Source organism: Streptomyces sp. NPDC107528, from assembly GCF_055639295.1.
On sequence record NZ_JBVKAV010000005.1, the window covers coordinates 215974 to 234368 of the forward strand.

Annotated in this window: 19 protein-coding genes; 17 read left to right on the forward strand and 2 right to left on the reverse strand. The window is 71.4% G+C overall.

Going from position 1 to position 18395, the window contains the following annotated elements; all coding sequences use genetic code 11:
• Positions 1 to 73 precede the first annotated feature (73 nt).
• From ACZ7L5_RS17865 to ACZ7L5_RS17940, 16 genes are all read left to right on the forward strand, one after another.
• A complete protein-coding gene (locus tag ACZ7L5_RS17865; protein ID WP_471517620.1) occupies positions 74 to 1360 on the forward strand; it encodes an ABC transporter substrate-binding protein in 1287 nt (428 codons plus the stop codon).
• Position 1361: 1 nt separating this feature from the next.
• Complete coding sequence (locus ACZ7L5_RS17870) at positions 1362 to 2297, forward strand: carbohydrate ABC transporter permease (protein ID WP_471517622.1); 936 nt, start codon at positions 1362 to 1364, stop codon at positions 2295 to 2297.
• A complete protein-coding gene (locus ACZ7L5_RS17875) occupies positions 2297 to 3190 on the forward strand; it encodes a carbohydrate ABC transporter permease (RefSeq protein ID WP_471517624.1) in 894 nt (297 codons plus the stop codon). Before ACZ7L5_RS17870 ends, ACZ7L5_RS17875 begins: the two co-directional genes overlap by 1 nt.
• Complete coding sequence (locus tag ACZ7L5_RS17880) at positions 3187 to 5259, forward strand: alpha-galactosidase (RefSeq protein WP_471517625.1); 2073 nt, start codon at positions 3187 to 3189, stop codon at positions 5257 to 5259. The genes ACZ7L5_RS17875 and ACZ7L5_RS17880 overlap by 4 nt, the downstream gene beginning before the upstream one ends.
• Before the next feature lie 42 nt (positions 5260 to 5301).
• Positions 5302 to 6084: an SDR family NAD(P)-dependent oxidoreductase gene (locus ACZ7L5_RS17885; RefSeq protein ID WP_471517626.1), complete on the forward strand. Its 783-nt coding sequence runs from the start codon at positions 5302 to 5304 to the stop codon at positions 6082 to 6084.
• Between the two features lie 40 nt (positions 6085 to 6124).
• Positions 6125 to 6865, forward strand: coding sequence for a FadR/GntR family transcriptional regulator (locus ACZ7L5_RS17890; protein WP_471517628.1), 741 nt, complete (start codon positions 6125 to 6127; stop codon positions 6863 to 6865).
• Positions 6862 to 8007, forward strand: coding sequence for a galactonate dehydratase (gene dgoD / locus ACZ7L5_RS17895; RefSeq protein ID WP_471517629.1), 1146 nt, complete (start codon positions 6862 to 6864; stop codon positions 8005 to 8007). Before ACZ7L5_RS17890 ends, dgoD begins: the two co-directional genes overlap by 4 nt.
• Before the next feature lie 5 nt (positions 8008 to 8012).
• Positions 8013 to 8858 carry an aldose epimerase family protein gene (locus ACZ7L5_RS17900; RefSeq protein WP_471517631.1) on the forward strand — a complete coding sequence of 282 codons (846 nt, stop codon included), beginning with the start codon at positions 8013 to 8015 and terminating at the stop codon, positions 8856 to 8858.
• Positions 8849 to 9481: a bifunctional 4-hydroxy-2-oxoglutarate aldolase/2-dehydro-3-deoxy-phosphogluconate aldolase gene (locus ACZ7L5_RS17905; protein WP_471517632.1), complete on the forward strand. Its 633-nt coding sequence runs from the start codon at positions 8849 to 8851 to the stop codon at positions 9479 to 9481. The genes ACZ7L5_RS17900 and ACZ7L5_RS17905 overlap by 10 nt, the downstream gene beginning before the upstream one ends.
• Positions 9478 to 10425, forward strand: a complete 948-nt coding sequence (locus ACZ7L5_RS17910; protein WP_471517633.1) for an SMP-30/gluconolactonase/LRE family protein — start codon at positions 9478 to 9480, stop codon at positions 10423 to 10425. The genes ACZ7L5_RS17905 and ACZ7L5_RS17910 overlap by 4 nt, the downstream gene beginning before the upstream one ends.
• A 545-nt stretch (positions 10426 to 10970) precedes the next feature.
• Positions 10971 to 11912: a sugar kinase gene (locus ACZ7L5_RS17915; RefSeq protein ID WP_471518116.1), complete on the forward strand. Its 942-nt coding sequence runs from the start codon at positions 10971 to 10973 to the stop codon at positions 11910 to 11912.
• 87 nt (positions 11913 to 11999) lie between these two features.
• The gene (locus ACZ7L5_RS17920) at positions 12000 to 12290 is read left to right on the forward strand and encodes a hypothetical protein (protein WP_365056828.1); all 291 of its coding nucleotides are present in this window, start codon (positions 12000 to 12002) and stop codon (positions 12288 to 12290) included.
• A gap of 118 nt (positions 12291 to 12408) precedes the next feature.
• Entirely contained in the window at positions 12409 to 12915 is a 507-nt protein-coding gene (locus ACZ7L5_RS17925) for an SRPBCC family protein (protein WP_471517635.1), read from the forward strand.
• Entirely contained in the window at positions 12915 to 13973 is a 1059-nt protein-coding gene (locus tag ACZ7L5_RS17930; protein WP_471517636.1) for an LLM class flavin-dependent oxidoreductase, read from the forward strand. Before ACZ7L5_RS17925 ends, ACZ7L5_RS17930 begins: the two co-directional genes overlap by 1 nt.
• Complete coding sequence (locus ACZ7L5_RS17935) at positions 13970 to 14473, forward strand: winged helix-turn-helix transcriptional regulator (protein WP_363043993.1); 504 nt, start codon at positions 13970 to 13972, stop codon at positions 14471 to 14473. Before ACZ7L5_RS17930 ends, ACZ7L5_RS17935 begins: the two co-directional genes overlap by 4 nt.
• Before the next feature lie 98 nt (positions 14474 to 14571).
• The gene (locus ACZ7L5_RS17940; protein ID WP_471517638.1) at positions 14572 to 14982 is read left to right on the forward strand and encodes a hypothetical protein; all 411 of its coding nucleotides are present in this window, start codon (positions 14572 to 14574) and stop codon (positions 14980 to 14982) included.
• Between the two features lie 7 nt (positions 14983 to 14989).
• Here the strand turns inward: ACZ7L5_RS17940 and ACZ7L5_RS17945 are convergent, their stop codons facing one another.
• Positions 14990 to 16387, reverse strand: a complete 1398-nt coding sequence (locus ACZ7L5_RS17945; protein WP_471517639.1) for a M1 family metallopeptidase — start codon at positions 16385 to 16387, stop codon at positions 14990 to 14992.
• Positions 16388 to 16496: 109 nt separating this feature from the next.
• On the opposite strand from ACZ7L5_RS17945, the gene ACZ7L5_RS17950 reads away from it, so the two are divergent.
• Positions 16497 to 17048, forward strand: coding sequence for a YciI family protein (locus tag ACZ7L5_RS17950; protein WP_471518117.1), 552 nt, complete (start codon positions 16497 to 16499; stop codon positions 17046 to 17048).
• Positions 17049 to 17099: 51 nt separating this feature from the next.
• Here ACZ7L5_RS17950 and ACZ7L5_RS17955 read toward each other — a convergent pair whose 3' ends face one another.
• Positions 17100 to 18374 carry an MFS transporter gene (locus tag ACZ7L5_RS17955; RefSeq protein ID WP_471517641.1) on the reverse strand — a complete coding sequence of 425 codons (1275 nt, stop codon included), beginning with the start codon at positions 18372 to 18374 and terminating at the stop codon, positions 17100 to 17102.
• Positions 18375 to 18395: the final 21 nt, after the last annotated feature.

An 18395-nucleotide genomic window follows, 5' to 3' on the forward strand; every position in this document is an offset into this window, starting at 1 on the left:
AGTAATTAATCTTGACGTGGTGGAAGCGCCACGTGAACCTGGATCCGCCGCGCGGACCCACAGGGAGCACTCCATGACCAACCCTCAGCCCAGCCGACGGCGCTTCCTCGCCGGAGTCGGCGCCGCCGGGACGGCCTCGCTGCTCAGCGGCTGTGTCACGTCCACCTCCTCCTCGAAGTCCTCGTCCACGGGCGCTGTCACCCTCCAGTCCAACCTGTCGGCGCCGCAGGCCAAGGCGGCGATGGAGGACATCGTCGCCGCCTACGGCAAGAAGGACGCCGGGAGCGTCAGCCTCAACACGGTCGCCGCGGAGACGTTCCGCACCCAGCTGCCGACGTACCTGACCTCCGCCAACCCGCCGGACGTGTACACCTGGTACCCGGGCTCGGTGGCGGACGCCTACGCGAAGAAGGACCTGCTGCTCGACCTGGGCGAGCTCTGGGACTCACCTGACCTCAAGCGCTACTCCAAGGCACTGAACTCACTGTGCACCGCCGGCTCAGGCAAGAAGGTCTTCGTGCCCACCACCTACTACTGGTGGGGCATGTTCTACCGGAAGTCCAACTTCGCCAAGTGGGACGTGCGCGAGCCGCAGACCTGGGACGACTTCCTCGACCTGTGCGACAAGCTCAAGAGCAAGGGCGTCGCCCCGATCGGGCTGGGCGCCGGCGGCAACACCGCCTGGGTGGCCTCCGCCTGGTTCGACTACCTCGACATCCGCATCAACGGCGCCGAGTACCACCGCCAACTGCTCGCCGGACAGCACCGGTTCGACGACCCCGAGGTGCGCAAGGTCTTCGACCGCTGGCAGGAAGTGCTGCCGTACTTCGACCCGAACGGCACGGCCGGCGCCTTCCAGGACGCCACGACCGCGCTGCTGAACGGCCGCAGCGGCATGATGCTGATCGGCACCTTCTTCGCCGACGCGGCACCCAGGGACGCCCTCGACGACATCGACTTCTTCCGTTTCCCGGTCATCGACGCGAAGGTCCCGCTCGCCGAAGAGGCCCCCACCGACGGCTACTTCGCCAGCGCGCGCACCGGACGCCGCGACGGGGTGCTCGACCTGCTGGGCTACCTCGCCACGGCCGAGGCGCAGGAGATCTACATCAAGGGATCGTCCGGCACCGCGCTGCCCTGCCACCCCGACGCCGCCGACGCCGGCACCGCGCTGGTGAAGAAGGGCCGTAAGCACATCGAGGAGGCCGCTGAGATCACCCAGTACTTCAACCGTGACTCCAGCGACGCTCTCCAGCCCACCGCCGACACCGCGCTGACCAAGTTCCTCGCCAAGCCCAAGGAGATCGGGAGCATCCTCACCGACTGGCAGCGCGACGCCGAGAAGATCTGGAACGCCTGACATGGCCGTCCTGACCGCCCCCCATCGCAAGCTCCCGGTCCCGGCGCCGTCCCGTGGCGGCCGGGGCCGGGGACCGCGGCGCACACCCCCGCTGGTGGTCGCCTTCGTCCTCGTCCCGCTGCTCGCCGAGGCGGTGTGGGTGTTCTGGCCCGCGCTGCAGGGCTTCTATCTCGCCCTGACCAGCTGGGACGGCGTGTCGGCACCGAAGTTCGTCGGCCTGGACAACTTCCGGGAGATGGCGGGGGACGACATCTTCCGCGGTGCGGTCGGGCACACCGTGCTGTGGCTGGTGCTGTTCGGCGGCCTCTCCGCCCTGCTGGGCCTGGCCGCCGCCCTGCTGCTCCAGCAGGAGCGGCGCGGCATCGGCTTCTACCGCGCCGCCCTCTTCCTGCCCGTCGTGTTCTCCCTGGTCGCCACCGCCCTGGTCTGGCAGGCCATCTACCAGCCCGACGGCGTCCTCAACCAACGCCTGGAGTCGGTGGGCCTCGGCAGCCTGCGGCACGCCTGGCTCGCAGACCAGGACACAGCCCTGTACGCGGTCATCGTGCCCGCGCTGTGGCGGCAGATCGGCTACGTGATGGTCCTCTACCTCGCCGGGCTCAAGGGCATCGACCCGGCGCTGTACGAGGCAGCCAAGGTCGACGGTGCGAGCGCCTGGCAGCGCTTCCGGCATGTCACCCTGCCCCAACTGCGCAGCGTCAACGCGGTCGTTCTGTCCGTCATCGTCATCGACTCGCTGCGCTCCTTCGACGTCGTCTGGTCGCTGACCCGCGGCGGCCCCTACCACTCGTCCGAACTGCTGAGCACCTACATGTACTCGACCGCCTTCCAGTCCCTGCGCCTCGGATACGGCTCCGCCCTGGCCGTCGTCATCTTCCTGCTGGCGTTCGGCGTCATCGCCTCCTACCTCGTGCGCGCCTTCCGGGAGACCGACTGATGGCGACCACCCGTGCCGACGCCACCCGTACCCCGGCCACGCGCCCCTCCGCCGGATCCGCGGCGCTGCGCCGCCGCCGTACCGCCACCGCGGGATTCCACCTCGGCGCCGGTGCGCTCGCGGTGCTGTGGCTGCTGCCCATCGTCCTGGTCCTGGTGACCAGCCTGCGCTCCTTCGACGACATCGCCGCGCACGGCCTGGGCAGTTGGCCCCGCTCCTTCACCCTGGACAACTTCCGGCTGGCCTGGGTCGACGGCGGCCAGCAGCGCGCCCTGATCAACAGCCTGCTCGTCACCGTCCCGTGCGTCCTGGTGACGCTGGCCCTGGCGGCCATGGCCGCGTTCGCCCTCAGCCGCTACGAACTGCCCCTGCGCCGCTCCCTGTTGCTGCTCATGCTCGGCGGCAACCTGCTCCCGCCGCAGATCCTGCTCATCCCGGTGTCCAAGCTGAGCGAGCTGATGGGCGTCCACGACACCCTGACCGCGCTCATCGGCGTGCAGATCGGCTTCGGTGTCGGGTTCTACGTCTTCGTCCTGCACGGCTTCATGCGGGCACTGCCTGCCGAGATCCAGCAGGCCGCGGTCGTCGACGGCGCCGGACCCTGGCAGATCTTCTGGCGGATCATCCTGCCGCTGACCCGGCCCGCCCTCGCCGCGCTGAGCGCCCTGTCGTTCACGTGGATCTTCAACGACCTGCTGTGGGCGATCACCGTGCTGCGCAGCGACACCAAGATGCCGATCACCGCCGCCCTCATCGGACTCCAGGGACAGTACGTGTCGATGTGGAACGTGATCGCCGCCGGCTCCGTCATCGCCGCCGCGCCCACCGTCGCCGTGTTCCTGCGGTTCCAGCGGCACTTCGTGGCCGGCCTCAACCTGGGAGCGGTGAAGTGACCTCGCACCTGCGCTGGACCCTGCGCACCGAGCACACCAGCTACACAGTGCGTCTCTCCGAGCAGGGCCCGTGGGCCGAACTCGACGCCTGGGGCCCGCTCGGCGTCGAGCACGGGCCCTGTGCCCTCGACCGCTCCAGGCGGACCCACTTCATCACGCCCGCCGACGCGGCCCCCGCCGAGTATCTGCCGCACGGACTACGGCCGTTCACCGGCGCCGACCTCATCGCGGCACGCCCGGGCCAGGAGCGGGGCGTGTGGTGGGACTTCGACGGAGCGGAGGAAGAGGAGGGAACGCTGCGGCTCGCCTTCACCGACGAGACGCTCGGCCTGCGTACGGTCCTCTGCTACGAGACCGTGCCGGGCACGGACGTGATCCTCCGCTGGACCGAGCACACCGGCAGGGAGGAACTGCGACTGGAGCGGTTCGACTCCGGCGCAGTGAACATCCCGGTGACCGACGCGGCCCGCCTCACCTACCTCACCGGCCAGTGGTCGCAGGAATTCCAGCGCACCCAACTCGACCTGCCCAGGGGGACGTTCACCATGGGCAGCCTCCAGGGCGCCCCCGGACACGCCTACGCGCCCTGGCTCGCCGTGCAGGACGGGGACGCGCAGGCCACGTACGGCATCGCACTCGAATGGCCGGGCAACTGGCACATCACCGCCGAGGCCGAACCGGGCGGCTCGGTGCGCGTGCGCGCCGGGCGGGTCCCCCACGAAGGCGCGATCCTCCTCGCGCCCGGAGACACCCTCGTCACTCCCCGCCTCGCCTGCGCCTTCAGCCCCGACGGACTCGACGGTCTGTCCCGCGTCTGGCACCGCTACGAACGCCACCTCGCCGGCGACCGGCTGCACCGCCCCCGCAAGGTCCTCTACAACTCCTGGGAGGCCACCGGCTTCGACGTCGACGCCGCCGGACAGCTGGAGCTGGCGAAGGCGGCGGCGGACATCGGGGCCGAGCTGTTCGTCGTCGACGACGGGTGGTTCACCGGCCGCGGCGACGACACCGGTGGGCTCGGCGACTGGTACCCCGACCCGGCCGGCTTCCCGCAGGGCTTCGACCGGTTCGTCGACGAGGTGCACGGCCTGGGCCTCGACTTCGGCCTGTGGGTCGAACCCGAGGCCGTCAGCCCCGGCGGCCGGCTCCACACCGAACACCCGGACTGGGTCTACCGCATCGACGGCCGGCCCGCCCGACTGATCCGCAACCAGCTCCTGCTCGACCTCGGCCGCACCGACGTTCAGGACTTCGTGATCGGCACCCTGGACCGGCTCCTCGGCACGTACGACATCAGCTATCTGAAGTGGGACATGAACCGCCCGCCCACCGAACGCGGCCGACCCGGCGCCGGGCGAGCCGACCGCCTCGACCTGGACGCCGAGCACGTCCACGGCTACCTGCGCGTCCTCGACCACCTGCGCACCACCCACCCCGACGTCACCGTCGAGGGCTGCGCGGGCGGCGGCGCCCGCGTCGACCACGCCACCCTGGCCCGCACCGACGTCGTCTGGCCCAGCGACAACACCGCCCCGCTGGACCGGCTGTCCATCCAGTACGGCTTCCTGCACGCCCACGCCCCGCACGTCATGAGCTCCTGGGTCACCGACGCGCCCGGCGTCTTCGACCCACGCCCGCGCAGCCTCGCCTTCCGCTTCGTGAACGCCATGTGCGGGGTCCTGGGCATCGGGGCCGACCTGCGCGCATGGACGCCGGAGCAGCGGACCGAGGCCGCGCTGTGGATCGCCCGCTACAAGGAACTGCGCGAGGTCATCCACCACGGAGAGGCCCGGCTGCTCGGCTCGCCTGCCGACGCCACCTGCGGGGTGCAGTACGACGCGGGGGACCGCACGGTCGTCGCCGCGCTCGGCACCGGACGGCTCGACGGTTCGCCCCTCGTGCCCGGCCGCCCCGACCGGCTCCGGCTGCGGGCACTGGAGCCGACGGCACGCTATCGGGACACCGCCACCGGGACGACGTACAGCGGCGCCCATCTGCTGCACTACGGGCTGCCGTTCGCCTGGAGTGCCGATCATGATGCGGACCTGGTGGTACTGAAACGTCAGTGAGCCGCATATGTTTCCCGCACGGCCTGTCCCCGCTCACGGAGCATGCGCGACACGCTCACGAAGGAGTCGATCACGATGGACCGCTTCACCGGCCGCACGGCCGTGGTCACCGGTGCGGCCTCAGGCATCGGCGCCGCCACCGCCGCACGCCTCGCGGCGGAGGGAGCCGCCGTCGTCCTCGCCGACGTGTCGCCGGAACGCGGCACGGCGGTCGCCGAACGGATCGTGAAGGACGGGGGCCGGGCCCGGTTCGTGCGGGCCGACGTGGCGGCCGAGGACGACTGGCAGCGGATCGTGGCCGCCGCCCACGGCTTCGGACCCGTGGACGTCCTCGTCGGCAACGCCTACACCGTCGACGTCGTCCCGGCCCACGAGATGACCCTGGAGTCCTGGCAGCGGCAGCTCTCCGTCAACCTCACCGCGAGCTTCCTCGGCTTCCGGGCGCTGCTGCCCGATCTGCGGGCCCGGCGTGGAGCGACCGTGCTGACCTCGTCCGTCCACGCCCGCGTGGGCATCCCCGGCCACCCCGCCTACGCCGCGTCCAAGGGCGCGCTGCTGTCCCTGTGCGGTCAGCTCGCCGTCGAGTACGGGCCCGACGTCCGCGTCAACGCCGTCCTGCCGGGCCCCATCCTCACCGCCGCCTGGGACCGGGTGCCGCCCGAGGACCGCGAGCGCAGCGTCGCCGAGACGGCCGCCCGCCGCTTCGGCACCCCCGAGGAGGTGGCCGCGGCCATCGCCTTCCTGAGCGCCGACGAAGCCGCCTACATCACCGGCACGAGCCTCGTCGTGGACGGCGGCTGGAGCGTCGTCAAGGCGTCCGCATGACCGCCGCCGTCCCCACTCCCCAGCAGAAAGGCTGTACGACATGACGCCCTACGCCCGCCGCGGCGTGCACGGCCAGACAGTGGAGGCCCTCGCCCGCCGCATCCTGGGCGGCCGGATCCCCGAGGGAGCCACGCTCGACCTGGTGGCGCTGCAGAGCGAGTTGGACGTCAGTCTCACCGCCCTGCGCGAGTCCCTGAAGGTCCTCGCCGCCAAGGGGATGGTCGACGCCCGCCAGAAACGCGGCACCTTCGTCAGAGCCCGCGCCGACTGGAACCTCCTCGACGCCGACGTGCTGCGCTGGCAGTTCGAGGGCGCCGACCTCGCCACCGACGCCGACCGGACGCTGCTGGCCGACCTCGCCGAAGTACGCGCCATCGTCGAGCCGGCCGCCGTACGCCTCGCCGCCGAACGCCGTACCGACGCCGACCTGGCGGCCCTGGACGCGGCGCTGGAGGCGATGGGCGAGCAGGGCTCCGACCCGGGACTGGCCGTGGAGGCCGACCTCGCCTTCCACCGCGCCCTGCTCTGCGCCACCCACAACGAGTTGCTCCAGCGCATGGAGATGGTCATCGAGCCCGGCCTCGCCCACCGCGACCGCATCGTGCACAGCCACCCGCACAGCGAGGACCCCGTACCGGCCCACCGGGCCGTCCTGGACGCCGTACGCGACCGGAACGCGCAGGCCGCGGAGGCGGCGATGCGGGCCCTGCTCGTCCAGGCCGGACGCGACCTGGACCGGATCGACGGACCCGACGACACGAAAGGCAACGGCGGTAAGTGAAGATCACCCGCATTGAAGCGTTCCTGGTCCCGCCGCGCTGGCTGTTCTGCCGGATCGAGACCGACGACGGCGTGGTCGGCTGGGGCGAACCCGTCGTCGAGGGACGGGCCGAGGTCGTCCGCGCGGCGGTGGATGTCCTCGCCGAGTACCTCGTCGGCCAGGACCCGCTGCGCATCCAGGACCACTGGCAGGTCCTCACCAAGGGCGGCTTCTACCGCGGTGGCCCCGTCCTCTCGAGCGCCGTCGCCGGCCTCGACCAGGCCCTGTGGGACATCGCCGGCAAGACGTACGGAGCCCCCGTGCACGCCCTGCTGGGCGGCCCCGTGCGCGACCGCGTCCGGGTCTACGCCTGGGTCGGCGGCGACGAACCCGCCGAGCTCACCGAGCAGATAGCCGCCCAGGTCGAGGCCGGTTTCACCGCGGTCAAGATGAACGGCGCCGGCGCCACCTCGCCGATCGGCACCGCGGCCGAGACCGCGGGCGTCGTCGCCCGCGTGGCCGCCGCCCGCGAGGCGCTCGGCCCCGACCGCGACGTCGCCGTGGACTTCCACGGCCGCTTCACCGCCGCGAGCGCACGCCGGGTCCTGGCCGAACTCGCCCCGCTGCACCCGCTGTTCGTCGAGGAACCCGTCGTCCCCGAACACGGCCATCTCCTGCCCGGCCTGGTCGCCGCGACCCCGATCCCCCTCGCCACCGGCGAACGCCTCTACTCCCGCGCCGAGTTCCTGCCCGCCCTCACCTCGGGCATCGCCGTGGCCCAGCCCGACCTGTCGCACGCCGGCGGCATCTCCGAGGTCCACCGCATCGCCTCCCTCGCCGACACCTACGGCGCCCAGCTCGCCCCGCACTGCCCGCTCGGCCCGATCGCGCTGGCCGCCAGCCTCCAAGTCGCCTTCGCCACAACCAACTTCCTGATCCAGGAACAGAGCCGCGGCATTCACTACAACAAGGACGCCGACCTGCTGTCCTACCTCGCCGACCCCGCGCCGTTCCGTTTCGTGGCCGGCCACGCACCGCTGAACGACGCGCCGGGCCTGGGCATCACCATCGACGAGGCGGCAGTACGGGCGGCCGACCGCACCGGACACGCCTGGCGCAACCCCCTCTGGCGGCACGCCGACGGCTCCTTCGCCGAGTGGTGACGACCGTGCCGGCCATCACCACCGACCCCGCGCACGGCGGCCGCTGGACGTCCCTGCGTTCGGCGGGCCGTGAATGGCTCTGGCACCGTTCGGCGCCGGAACGGGACAGGGCCGTACCGGGTGATGCGTTCGTGGACGCGGGCGGCCTCGAGGAGTGCATCCCCACCGTCCGCGGCCTCCCCGATCACGGCGACGTCTGGTCACGCCCCTGGACCCGCACCGGCGACACCGAACACGTCGAGTGCGAATCCTTCGCCCTCGCACGGTCGATCCGCGCGACGCCCGACGGCACCCAGGTCGACTACACCCTCACCGCACGGCCCGGGTTCCGCTTCGTCTGGGCCGCGCACGCCCTGCTCGACCTCTCCCCGCACGCCACCCTGCGCATGCCCGCCGGCGCGACCACCCGCCTCTTCCCCGAGGCTGCCCCGCTCCTCGCTCGGAGCTGGCCCGCCGGGGCACCCTGGATCACCGGCAGTTGGCCCGCGCCCCACGGACTTCCCCTCGACCGGCTCGGCCCCGACGACGGCACCGCGGTCGGGGCGGTCGTCGACTCGGCGCGGTGCTGCGTCCACGACGACCGCGACCGGCTCGCCCTGGAGCTGGTGGCGGACGGACAGCCCGTGTCGACCGCCCTGTGGCGCAACCTCGCCGGCTACCCCCAGACGCACCCGTACCGGAGCACGGGCGTGGAGCCCATGCTCGGCCGCGTCTTCGACCTCGCCGACGCGGGCCCCGACGACGCCGCGCGGGTACCGGCGTCCGGCGAGGTCCGCTGGCGTCTCACGCTCACCGGGGCCTGCCGCTGCCCCTCGACCCCCGCCCAGAAGGAGCACCGTCCGTGGACCTGACCGCCGCGCTCGCCACCCACCGCCTGGTCGCGATAGTGCGGGGCGGCGACCCCGACGCCGCACTGCGCACCGTGCTGGCCCTGGCCGAGGAGGGCGTCGAACTCATCGAGGTCTCCCTCGCCGCGCCGGACGCCCTCTCCGTCATCGAACGCGCGCGGACCACGCTCGGCCCGGACCGACCCCTCGGCGCCGGCACCGTCCTCACCGCCGAGGACGCCCGCGCCGCCCACAGCGCCGGAGCCGACTTCGCCGTCACCCCAGGACTCGGCGACGGCGTCCGCGCGGCGCGGGAGCTGGGCATGCCGGTCCTCGCCGGCGTGCTGACCCCGACCGAGATCATCGCGGCCCAGGCCATGGGAGTGGCCGCGCTGAAGGTCTTCCCGGTCGCCGAGGCCGGGGGAGCGGCCTATGTGAAGGCCCTGCGCGGCCCGTTCCCCGACGCCGCGTTCGTCCCGGTGGGCGGAGTGGACGAGGACGTCGCCCGTGCGTGCCTCGCGGCCGGTGCGATCGCGGTCGGCGTCGGCTCCCCTCTCGTCGGCGACGCGGCCGACGGCGGCAGCATCACCGCGCTCAGGGAACGCGCCCAAACCTTCCGCAAGGTCGTGGAAGAGGCGACGCGATGACCGCAGAACTGCGCCCCACCCGACCCGACCGGCTCGAACTGGGCGAGGGCATCCGCTGGACCGGCTCCGGCATCGTCCTCGTCGACATCCTCGCCGGCCGTCTCCTGTCGGCCCCGGACGACCCCACGGCACCCCTGCGCACGGTGGCCCAACTCCCTGTCCCCCTGGGCGCGGTGGCACCCCTGGCCGGTCACGCCGGCACCTGGATCGCCGCCGCGGGCACCGGCATCTGCGTCCTCCACTCCGACGGCACGGTCGACTGGCTGGCTCGGCCGGAGGACAACGCCCGGACCGCCATGCGCATGAACGACGCCGTCGCCGACCCGTTCGGCCGCTTCTGGGCCGGCAGCATGGCCTACGACGCCGAGGCGGGCGCCGGTTCGCTGTACCGCCTCGACCTGGACGGCACGGTCGTTCGGGTACTGGAGGGCATCACCGTGCCCAACGGGCCGGCGTTCACGCCGGACGGCAGCGTCATGTATCTCGCCGACAGTGCGCGGGGGGTGGTCCGGCGCCATCCCGTGGACCCCGTGACGGCGGACCTCGGCACACCCCAGGAATTCGTCACGATCGCGGAGGGCAGCCCCGACGGCATGGTGGTCGACGTCGAAGGCGCCGTGTGGATCGCCGTCTGGGGCACCGGCACCGTCCGCCGCCACCTGCCCGACGGCACGCTCGAACGCACCCTGCGGCTGCCCGCGCGGCAGCCGGCCGGGCTGTGCCTCGCCCAGGACGTCCTGCACATCACGACAGCCCGGGTGGGCCTCGCCGCACCGGGCCCGGACGACGGAGCCCTGTTCAGCGCCCGGGTGCCCGTACCCGGCACGCCGACGCCCGCGGCTCGGATCGACCTCGCCCGGGGTGCTGCGACCAGCGGGGGGCCGGCGAGGCCGACCACCGTCGCAGCCCCGGCAAGGCCCACTGCAGTCGGGGACCAGGCGTGATCGCCGGGCGTCCGCCCGGTACGGCAGCCGGGAGCACAGCCGCGGAGACATCCGGCGTGACCGTGGGGCGGCCGTCCGGTCCGGCCGCTGTAGGGGCATCCGGGACGGCAGCTGCTGACGCTTCTGGTACGACCACTGCGCTGCCATGCGCTGCCGGAGTCGCAGAGGCACGCGGCATGACCGCTGCGCCGCTGTCCGGTCCGGCCGCTGTAGGGGCATCCGGGACGGCAGCTGCTGACGCTTCTGGTACGACCACTGCGCTGCCCTGCGCTGCCGGAGCCGCAGTGCCACGCGGCATGACCGCTGCGCCGCCGTTCAAGACGGCAGCCGTAGGGGCATCCGCGACTGCACCCGCTGAGGCCTCCGGCATGACCGCCGCGTCGCCATCCGGCACGTCGGCCTTCCGGGCATCCGGCACGCCGGCCTTCGAGGCATCCGGCACGCCGGCCCTCCGGGCATCCGCCACGCCCGTCCCTCAGGTATCCGGCACGACCGCCGCCCCCTGGCGCCCCACCCCGGGCCCGGTCGTCTGCGTCGGCGAGACGATGGCGGCCCTGGCCCCCGACCCACCGACCCCGCTGGCGACCGCGGCGGACCTGCGGCTGTCGGTGGCGGGAGCCGAGTCGAACGTCGCCATGTACCTCGCCGACCACGGCATCCCGGTGACCTGGCTCTCCGCGCTCGGCGACGATCCCTTGGGGCACCGCGTGCGCACCGCCGTGGCCGCCGCCGGTGTCGACGTGTCGCACGTGCGCACCGACCCCCACCGGCCGACCGGCCTGCTGGTGAAGGACCCGGGCCCAGCCGGAACCCGCGTGCACTACTACCGGCGCGGCTCGGCCGCCTCCGCCCTGGGGCCCGAGGCCCTGGACAGCGAGCCCCTGCGGACGGCCTCGCTGCTGCACCTGACCGGCATCACACCGGCGCTGTCCGAGCCGTGCCGTCAACTGGCGACAAGGGCGCTGACCGCCGAGGGCGACGCACGCCCGTACGCGGTGAGCTTCGACGTCAATCACCGCGCCGCCCTGTGGCCGGACGGGTCGGCCCCGACGGTGCTGCACGAGCTGGCGGACCGGGCGGACATCGTCTTCGTCGGCCTGGACGAGGCACAGGCCCTGTGGGGCGAGAAGCTGACACCGGCGGACGTACGGGAACTCCTCCCGCGCCCGCACATCCTCGTCGTCAAGGACGGGGCGAACGCCGCGACCGCGTTCAGCGACGAAGGAACGGCCACGGTGCCGACGCCGCGTACGACGGTGGTGGAGGCGGTCGGCGCCGGCGACGCGTTCGCGGCCGGCTTCCTCGCGGGGCTGCTGCGGGGCGGGACCACGGCACGAGCCCTCCGACTGGGCCACATCACCGCCGCCTCCGCCCTCCAAGTGGCCGGAGACCACGGGCCGTTGCCCGACCTGGAGGACATGGAAACGCTGCTCGGTCTCTCGGCGCGGGAGTGGGCGGAGCGGGCCGGGGGCATGCCGCCGGCCTGAGCCGGGCCATGCCCCGGTGGGCCTCCGCCCCAGCCGGGACCCGGCTCGACGAGCGGTGCGGCATTTACCTCCCTATGCTCCATTTGTGTGACGAACATATTCGATGAGCTCGTGGAGAAGCAGCGCGCGGCCGAGCAGGCGCACCATCGCGTGGAGGAGCTGCGGGGTATGTACGGGCCGCCCGCTCAGGAAGGCGGCTGGAGCCCGCGGCAGACCACCACGTACAACACGGCGTGGCGCGCCTGGCGGGACCTGGCTCGTGATCTGCGGACCGCCGTCGCCGACTACGCGAAGGCACAGGGCGAGCCGCGCAGCGATGTCGAGACGCAGGTGAGGAAGGCCGTCCTGCAGCAGGAGCCGGGCGACGTCGGCGCGTAGCCGGCGCGCAAGGGACGAAGATCCGCACAGCCTGGCTCCGCCGAACTCTTGACGCAGTCAGTCTCGTTACGCAACTCTGAAGGTCACAAGTGTTCGTCGGGGATGGAGTGGGTGCGGAGTGGAGTGGACGGGCGCACGCTATGCGGATACGCCGACGGTCGAGGTGCGGACGTGGGTGGACGCGTCGCCGGACCGGGTGTGGGAGATCGTCTCCGATGTGACGCTGATGCCGGACATGAGCGATGAGCTTCAGTCCGTGCACTGGCTCGACGGCGCGGTCGGGCCCGCCGTGGGTGCTCGGTTCGTCGGCAGGAGCAGGCACGAGTCCCTGGGGGAGTGGGAGACCACGTCGCATGTGATCGAGTGCGAGCCCCCGCACGTCCTCGCCTGGGCCGTGTCCGACCCAGCCAGCCCCTCCGCCGTCTGGCGCTTCCGCCTGGAGTCCAAGGACGGCGGAACCGAACTGGCCGAGTGGATGCAGATGGGGCCCGGACGGTCCGGTCTGTCGTTCGCCATCGACAGCATGCCGGACAAGGAACAGAAGATCGTGTTCGTACGCCTGCGTGAGTTCGAGCGCAACATGACCGTCACGCTGGGGCAGATCAAGAAGCTGGCGGAGGCGTGATGAGGGCCGCGATCACCGTCGAGGCGTCTGGTCTCGGCTCCTGGACCCGGCAGGCGGACTTCGTCGTCGAGGCGGAGAAGCTGGGCCTGGACATCTGCTGGGTGGCCGAGGCATGGGGCTCGGACGCGCCCTCCGCCCTGGGCTACTACGCCGCCCGCACCGAACGCATGCTGCTGGGCTCCGGAGTCATGCAGGTCGGGACGCGCACCCCGGTCGCGCTCGCGCAGACCGCGATCACCCTCTCCAACCTGTCCCAGGGACGCTTCCTGCTCGGCCTCGGCCCCTCGGGCCCGCAGGTGATGGAGGGGCTGCACGGCGTTCCCTTCGCCCGCCCGCTGGCGCGCGTCCGCGAGACCGTGGAAATCGTGCGGCAGGTCCTGGCCGGCGGCAAGATCGACCACTCCGGCACCGAGTACCGCATCCCGCTGCCCGGCGGCGACGCCGTACCGATGAAACTGTCGATGCGGGCCGAGCACCCCGTGCCGCTGTACCTGGCCGCACTGTCACCGGCGATGCTCCGGCTGACCGGCGAGGTCGCCGACGGCTGGCTCGGCACCAGCTTCGTGCCCGAAGGGGCGGCGGGTGCCTACTTCGCCCACCTGGACGAAGGGCTGGCGCACGGCGGGCGCGTCCGGGCGGATCTGGACGTGTGCCAGGGCGCCGAAGTGGCCTTCGCCGCCGACGAGGACGCCCTGAGCGCCATGGTGACCGGCCGCAAGAAGGAACTGGCCTTCAGCCTCGGCGGCATGGGCTCTACGTCCACCAACTTCTACAACCGCGCCTACAGCAGGCAGGGCTGGGCCGAGGTCGCCGCGGAGGTACGGCAGCGCTGGCAGGCCGGCGACCGGGAAGGGGCGGCCGGGCTGGTCACCGACGAGATGGTCCTCGCGACCACGTTGATCGGCACCGAGACCATGGTCCGGGAGCGGCTGCGCGTCTGGCGCGACGCGGGCGTGGACACCGTCCGCCTGTACCCGGCCGGCGCGGACCTGGCCGCCCGGCTCGACACCCTGGGTCGTGCGATCGAGCTGGTCCACGAGGCCGGAGCGCGGCCATGAGCGCGCGGACGTCCTTCGCGAACTGGCCCTGCTCCATCGCGCGGACCCTCGACGTGGTGGGGGACGCCTGGACCCCGCTGGTCCTACGGGAGGCGTTCTACGGCTGCCGCCGCTTCGACGAGTTCCAGGGGGAGTTGCGCATCGCCCGGAACACGCTCACCGACCGGCTGCGCCGCCTGGTCGAGGCGGGGCTGCTGGAGCGACGACTCTACGAGAGCGAGCCGCCCCGCCACGAGTACCTGCTGACGGAGCAGGGCAAGGACCTCTTCCCGGTCCTCGCCGCGATGGCGAGCTGGGGCGACCGCTGGCTCGCCGGGCCCGAGGGACCTCCGGTCACCCTGCACCACGAGGCCTGCGGCCACGACGGTCACGCGGAGGTGGTGTGCTCCACCTGCCACGAGCCGCTGCACGCCGACGACACGACGGCACGGATGGGCCCCGGCTACCCGGACCGCCTCAGGTCCCGGCCCGACGTACAGCGCCGTTTCTCCAAGGGCTGATTCGACCGGTATGTGCGAGGCTTGTGATACTCGCTCAACTGCCAGTAGATTCAGGCGAGTTCGTGCGGGTGCACTTCATACAACTGGGGGGTTTTGAAATGACGCTCAAGAACCGGATCGAACATCTGAGACTGCGCGGGGCAACCGTATCCGCAGCCATTGCCGTAGCAGCCGTCACCACCATGGTCGGTGCGTCTCCTGCCGCGGCCATGTGGATCGACGACAACCCCGGGCCCACCGTCGACAACTGCTCGCCCGGCCACGTCTGCGTCTACGACACATTGATTCCCGTGGGCAATCCGGTCCCCGAGCACCGTTACTACTACTACGGCACGTACAACTTCGTGAACGAATACGACGACCACACCGTCTGGAACAACCAGACCGGCGGCGCCCGTGCCCTGCTCTGCCTTGGCTACAACGGTACGAACTGCACCGTGACCATTCCCGCCGGGAAGGCGTTCCACGGTTCGCTGACGCCGTACAACTCGATCAAGCTGGTGCCCTGACCGTCCCTCACCGGATGCGGTGCAGCTTCCAGAACGGATTCAGGTCCTTACCCGTCACGGATTGTGCGGCCTTCTTGAATTCCGCGGTGGTGGAAACGCCGTACCAGTGGTCGCGGGCGTACTGCTTGAGAAGGCGGGCCATGCTGTCCGCTCCGAGAGTGCGTTCCAGATCCGCCAGGGCGCAGGAGCCGGCCGTATAGAGGAAGTGGTATTCGCCGGGGTGCCCGGCCCAGTACGCCATCGAATTGGTCAGCGCCGCTTCGTCGCTCGGCCACTCGACCTCTGACCAGCAGTCGCGGGTTTCCCAGCCGTAGAAGCGGGCGTTGGCGTACTGGGCAAAGCTCTCGTCGAGCCAGGGCGCGCCGTATTCGTCGTTGCCCACGATGCCGTACCACCACTGGTGGGCGACTTCGTGGACGACGGCGCTGCCCTCCTCGGTGGTGCCGAGGAGTACCAGGCCCGGATATTCCATCCCGCCGCCGAACCCGCTGGTCATCACGAGGTCGATCTCACCGTACGGATAGCGGCCGAACTCCTCGCCGAACCGGTCGACGGCGGCGGCACCGTCCTGACGGGTGAGGCGCACCCCCTCCGCGGACGTGCCCGGCGCCCAGTAGGACTTCACCCGCACGCCGCCGGGCGTGATCTCGGTGGCGGAGCGGAACGGGCCCGCCGCCCACGCGAAGTCCCGCACTTGGTGCGCGACGCTGAGCGTCAGACTGCGACCGGGCTCGGCGGGACGTGTCCAAGTGCGGCCGGTGGCCGGGACCTTGAGGGTCCTGGGGTGGTCGATGGCCACCCGGAAGTCGCCCGCCAGGGCGTAGAAGCTCTCCCCGGTCGACACATACGGATCGAGGTGCCAGCCCTTGGCATCGTGCACGGCCAGCACCGGCAGCGCATTGCCCAGGAAGCGGAAGGCGCCCTCGCGGCCGAAGCGGTTGTTGCGCTCGGGCACGGCGATGGAGACGTCGAAGGCGACGACCGCACGCTCCCCGCGCGCGAGCGGCTTCGGCAGAGCGATCCGCAGCGCCGTGCAGTTCACGGAGAGCCGGCCCGCAGTGCCCCCGCTGACCTCGGACACCTCGACGGGCGACGGCGCGCCGGGCGTGCCGCACCTGTCCACGCCGTTGCCCCAAAGGCGTATGTACACCTCACGCAGGGGGCGATCGGAGGAGTTGCGGAACGACACCCGCTGCCTGCCCGTCCAGCGGGAGCCGTCGGCGTTGCCGCGCAGCGTCACGTCGTAGCGAAGCCGATCCGGTGTCGCCGCGCGCATGGTCGTGGCCTCGGACCTGGCTGCCGTGACGGCATCGGCGCCGGTGCCGCCCTGCGCGGCGAGCAACGCGAGCAGGACAACCAGTAGACGACCAGCGGTCCTTGACGGCCACGAGGGTAACGACGGCATGGGAGCGGATCATGCCACAGCGAGTGAGGCATGAGCCCTCGCCGACGGGAAGTGGCGAGCTCGACCCCGCTCCCGGCGTAGTACGCGGGAGGTGGTGAAGACTGCGGGCATGGAGTTCTTCTGCTACCACCGTGATCGGCCCGGCTCTCTGAAACTGCGCGACCAATTGCTGGAGGAGCACTGGTCGTACATGGACCTCTTTGCCGCGCAGATGATCGCCCGGGGGCCGACGTTCGCCGCCGACGGTGACACGCCGTCCGGCAGTGTGCACATCGTCGACCTGCCCGACGCCGCCGCCGCCCGCGCGTTCGCCTTCGACGAGCCCAACTACCAGGCCGGCGTGTACCGGGACGTCCTGATGCGCCGTTGGCGAAACCTGCTCGGGCGCACCATGTGGGACTTCCCCGGCGGGGCCACCGAGGGCGATCGCTACCTGGTGCTCGGCCTCGGCTCGAGACCGGCCGCCGACCACGATCTGCCGCCCGAGCAGGAGGAGTTGATCGCCTACGGGCCCCTGCTGTCCGACGACGGAACCGCCTGGCTGGGCACGGCAGCACTGGTACGGGCGCCGGACGCGGCGACGGCACGTGCCGTACTGACGCCCGAGCGGTACGCCGATGTCGAGGTCCACGACTGGCAGTTCGGCGGGCGGCAGTCCTGAGGCGAGGCGAGGCCCCCGGAGCCCACGGGACCGAACCGCCTCACGTGTCAGTCAGCCGTTGCGAGCCTCGACGCGCGGGCTCGGGGTCCCGTCCCCGGGCACCGTGCGCATGGTTCGCAGCGGCGACAGGAGGTTCGGGACAACACTCAGCGTCATACCGGCCGCACCGATGCCCAGGGTCCCCGCCGCCCCGAACACGGAGCCCGAGGCTCCACCCAGCAGCCCGCCCAGCGGGATACCGCCCCAGGACACGAAGCGGGCAGTCGCGCTCACCCGGCCCAGAAGCCGATCCGGGGTCAGGGCCTGTTGGACGCTCGACTGGGCCACGACACGGACCACGCCACCCAGGGAAAGCCCCGCGAGTCCGATCGCGGCGACGGCCACGCTCCACCCCGGCCGTGCCAGCGGCATCAGAGCCGTCGGCGGACACGTGAGCAGCGGCGCGAGCCAGATGACCGGGCCCTGTCCGCACCATTTCGAGAGCCTGGTCGCCAGCAATGCACCCAGCAGGGCACCGCAACCCATTCCCGAGAGAACGAGGCCGATACCGAAGGGCTCGAGACCGGCCTCTCGCTCCAGGAACACCAGCAACATGGTCTGATACATGACCAGGAAGAGATTGAATGTCCCGTCGGCCGACAGGATGGCGCGCAGGGCAGGCTGCCCGTGGACGAACTTCAATCCTTCCGTGACGTCTTTGACCAGTTGAGGTCGCTCGCTCGACTCCGGCTTCTGTTCGCGTGTGCGGATACCGGCAGCGAGCAGGCCGGACAACGCCATTCCCGCCGAGCTCAGCACGAGAGTCACGGGGGCTCCGACCAATCCGACCAGCGGCCCGGCCACCCCCGGTCCACTGATACTGGTCACCGAGCGGATTCCCGAGAGCTTTGAGTTCCCTTCCAGCAGATTGTCGCGCCCCACCAAGTGCGGTAGGTAGCTGACGTACGCGACATCGAAGAACACGGTCAGCACTCCATGAGTCAGAGCGACCGTGTAGAGCCACCACATGGTGAGAATGTCGGCCCACCACGCCATGGGTATCGTCAGCAGAGCCAGTGCTCTCGCGAGATCAGTGCTGATCATCACCGATCGTTTCCGCATGCGGTCCACCCAGGCGCCGGCCGGCAGCCCGACCAAAAGTGAGCCCGCCGTGCTCATTGCGGTCAGCAATCCGACCTCGAACTCGTCGGCATGCAAAGCGGCGATGGAGACAAGTGGAAACGCCAGAAACATGATGCGATCGCCCAACTGACCCAGCGCAGTGGCGGCGAACAGACGCCCGAAGTCCCGATGGCGTAAGAGCCCGGGCCGTGAGGTCTTTGGCATGTGTGGTCACACCTACTGTCA

Excerpts from the sequence above, each read along its gene's own strand:
- ACZ7L5_RS17865 (WP_471517620.1), top strand. The coding sequence starts at position 74 with ATGACCAACCCTCAGCCCAGCCGACGGCGCTTCCTCGCCGGAGTCGGC.
- ACZ7L5_RS17870 (WP_471517622.1), top strand. The coding sequence starts at position 1,362 with ATGGCCGTCCTGACCGCCCCCCATCGCAAGCTCCCGGTCCCGGCGCCG.
- ACZ7L5_RS17875 (WP_471517624.1), top strand. The coding sequence starts at position 2,297 with ATGGCGACCACCCGTGCCGACGCCACCCGTACCCCGGCCACGCGCCCC.
- ACZ7L5_RS17885 (WP_471517626.1), top strand. The coding sequence starts at position 5,302 with ATGCGCGACACGCTCACGAAGGAGTCGATCACGATGGACCGCTTCACC.
- ACZ7L5_RS17890 (WP_471517628.1), top strand. The coding sequence starts at position 6,125 with ATGACGCCCTACGCCCGCCGCGGCGTGCACGGCCAGACAGTGGAGGCC.
- ACZ7L5_RS17910 (WP_471517633.1), top strand. The coding sequence starts at position 9,478 with ATGACCGCAGAACTGCGCCCCACCCGACCCGACCGGCTCGAACTGGGC.
- ACZ7L5_RS17915 (WP_471518116.1), top strand. The coding sequence starts at position 10,971 with ATGGCGGCCCTGGCCCCCGACCCACCGACCCCGCTGGCGACCGCGGCG.
- ACZ7L5_RS17930 (WP_471517636.1), top strand. The coding sequence starts at position 12,915 with ATGAGGGCCGCGATCACCGTCGAGGCGTCTGGTCTCGGCTCCTGGACC.
- ACZ7L5_RS17935 (WP_363043993.1), top strand. The coding sequence starts at position 13,970 with ATGAGCGCGCGGACGTCCTTCGCGAACTGGCCCTGCTCCATCGCGCGG.
- ACZ7L5_RS17940 (WP_471517638.1), top strand. The coding sequence starts at position 14,572 with ATGACGCTCAAGAACCGGATCGAACATCTGAGACTGCGCGGGGCAACC.
- ACZ7L5_RS17945 (WP_471517639.1), bottom strand. The coding sequence starts at position 16,387 with ATGCCGTCGTTACCCTCGTGGCCGTCAAGGACCGCTGGTCGTCTACTG.
- ACZ7L5_RS17950 (WP_471518117.1), top strand. The coding sequence starts at position 16,497 with ATGGAGTTCTTCTGCTACCACCGTGATCGGCCCGGCTCTCTGAAACTG.
- ACZ7L5_RS17955 (WP_471517641.1), bottom strand. The coding sequence starts at position 18,374 with ATGCCAAAGACCTCACGGCCCGGGCTCTTACGCCATCGGGACTTCGGG.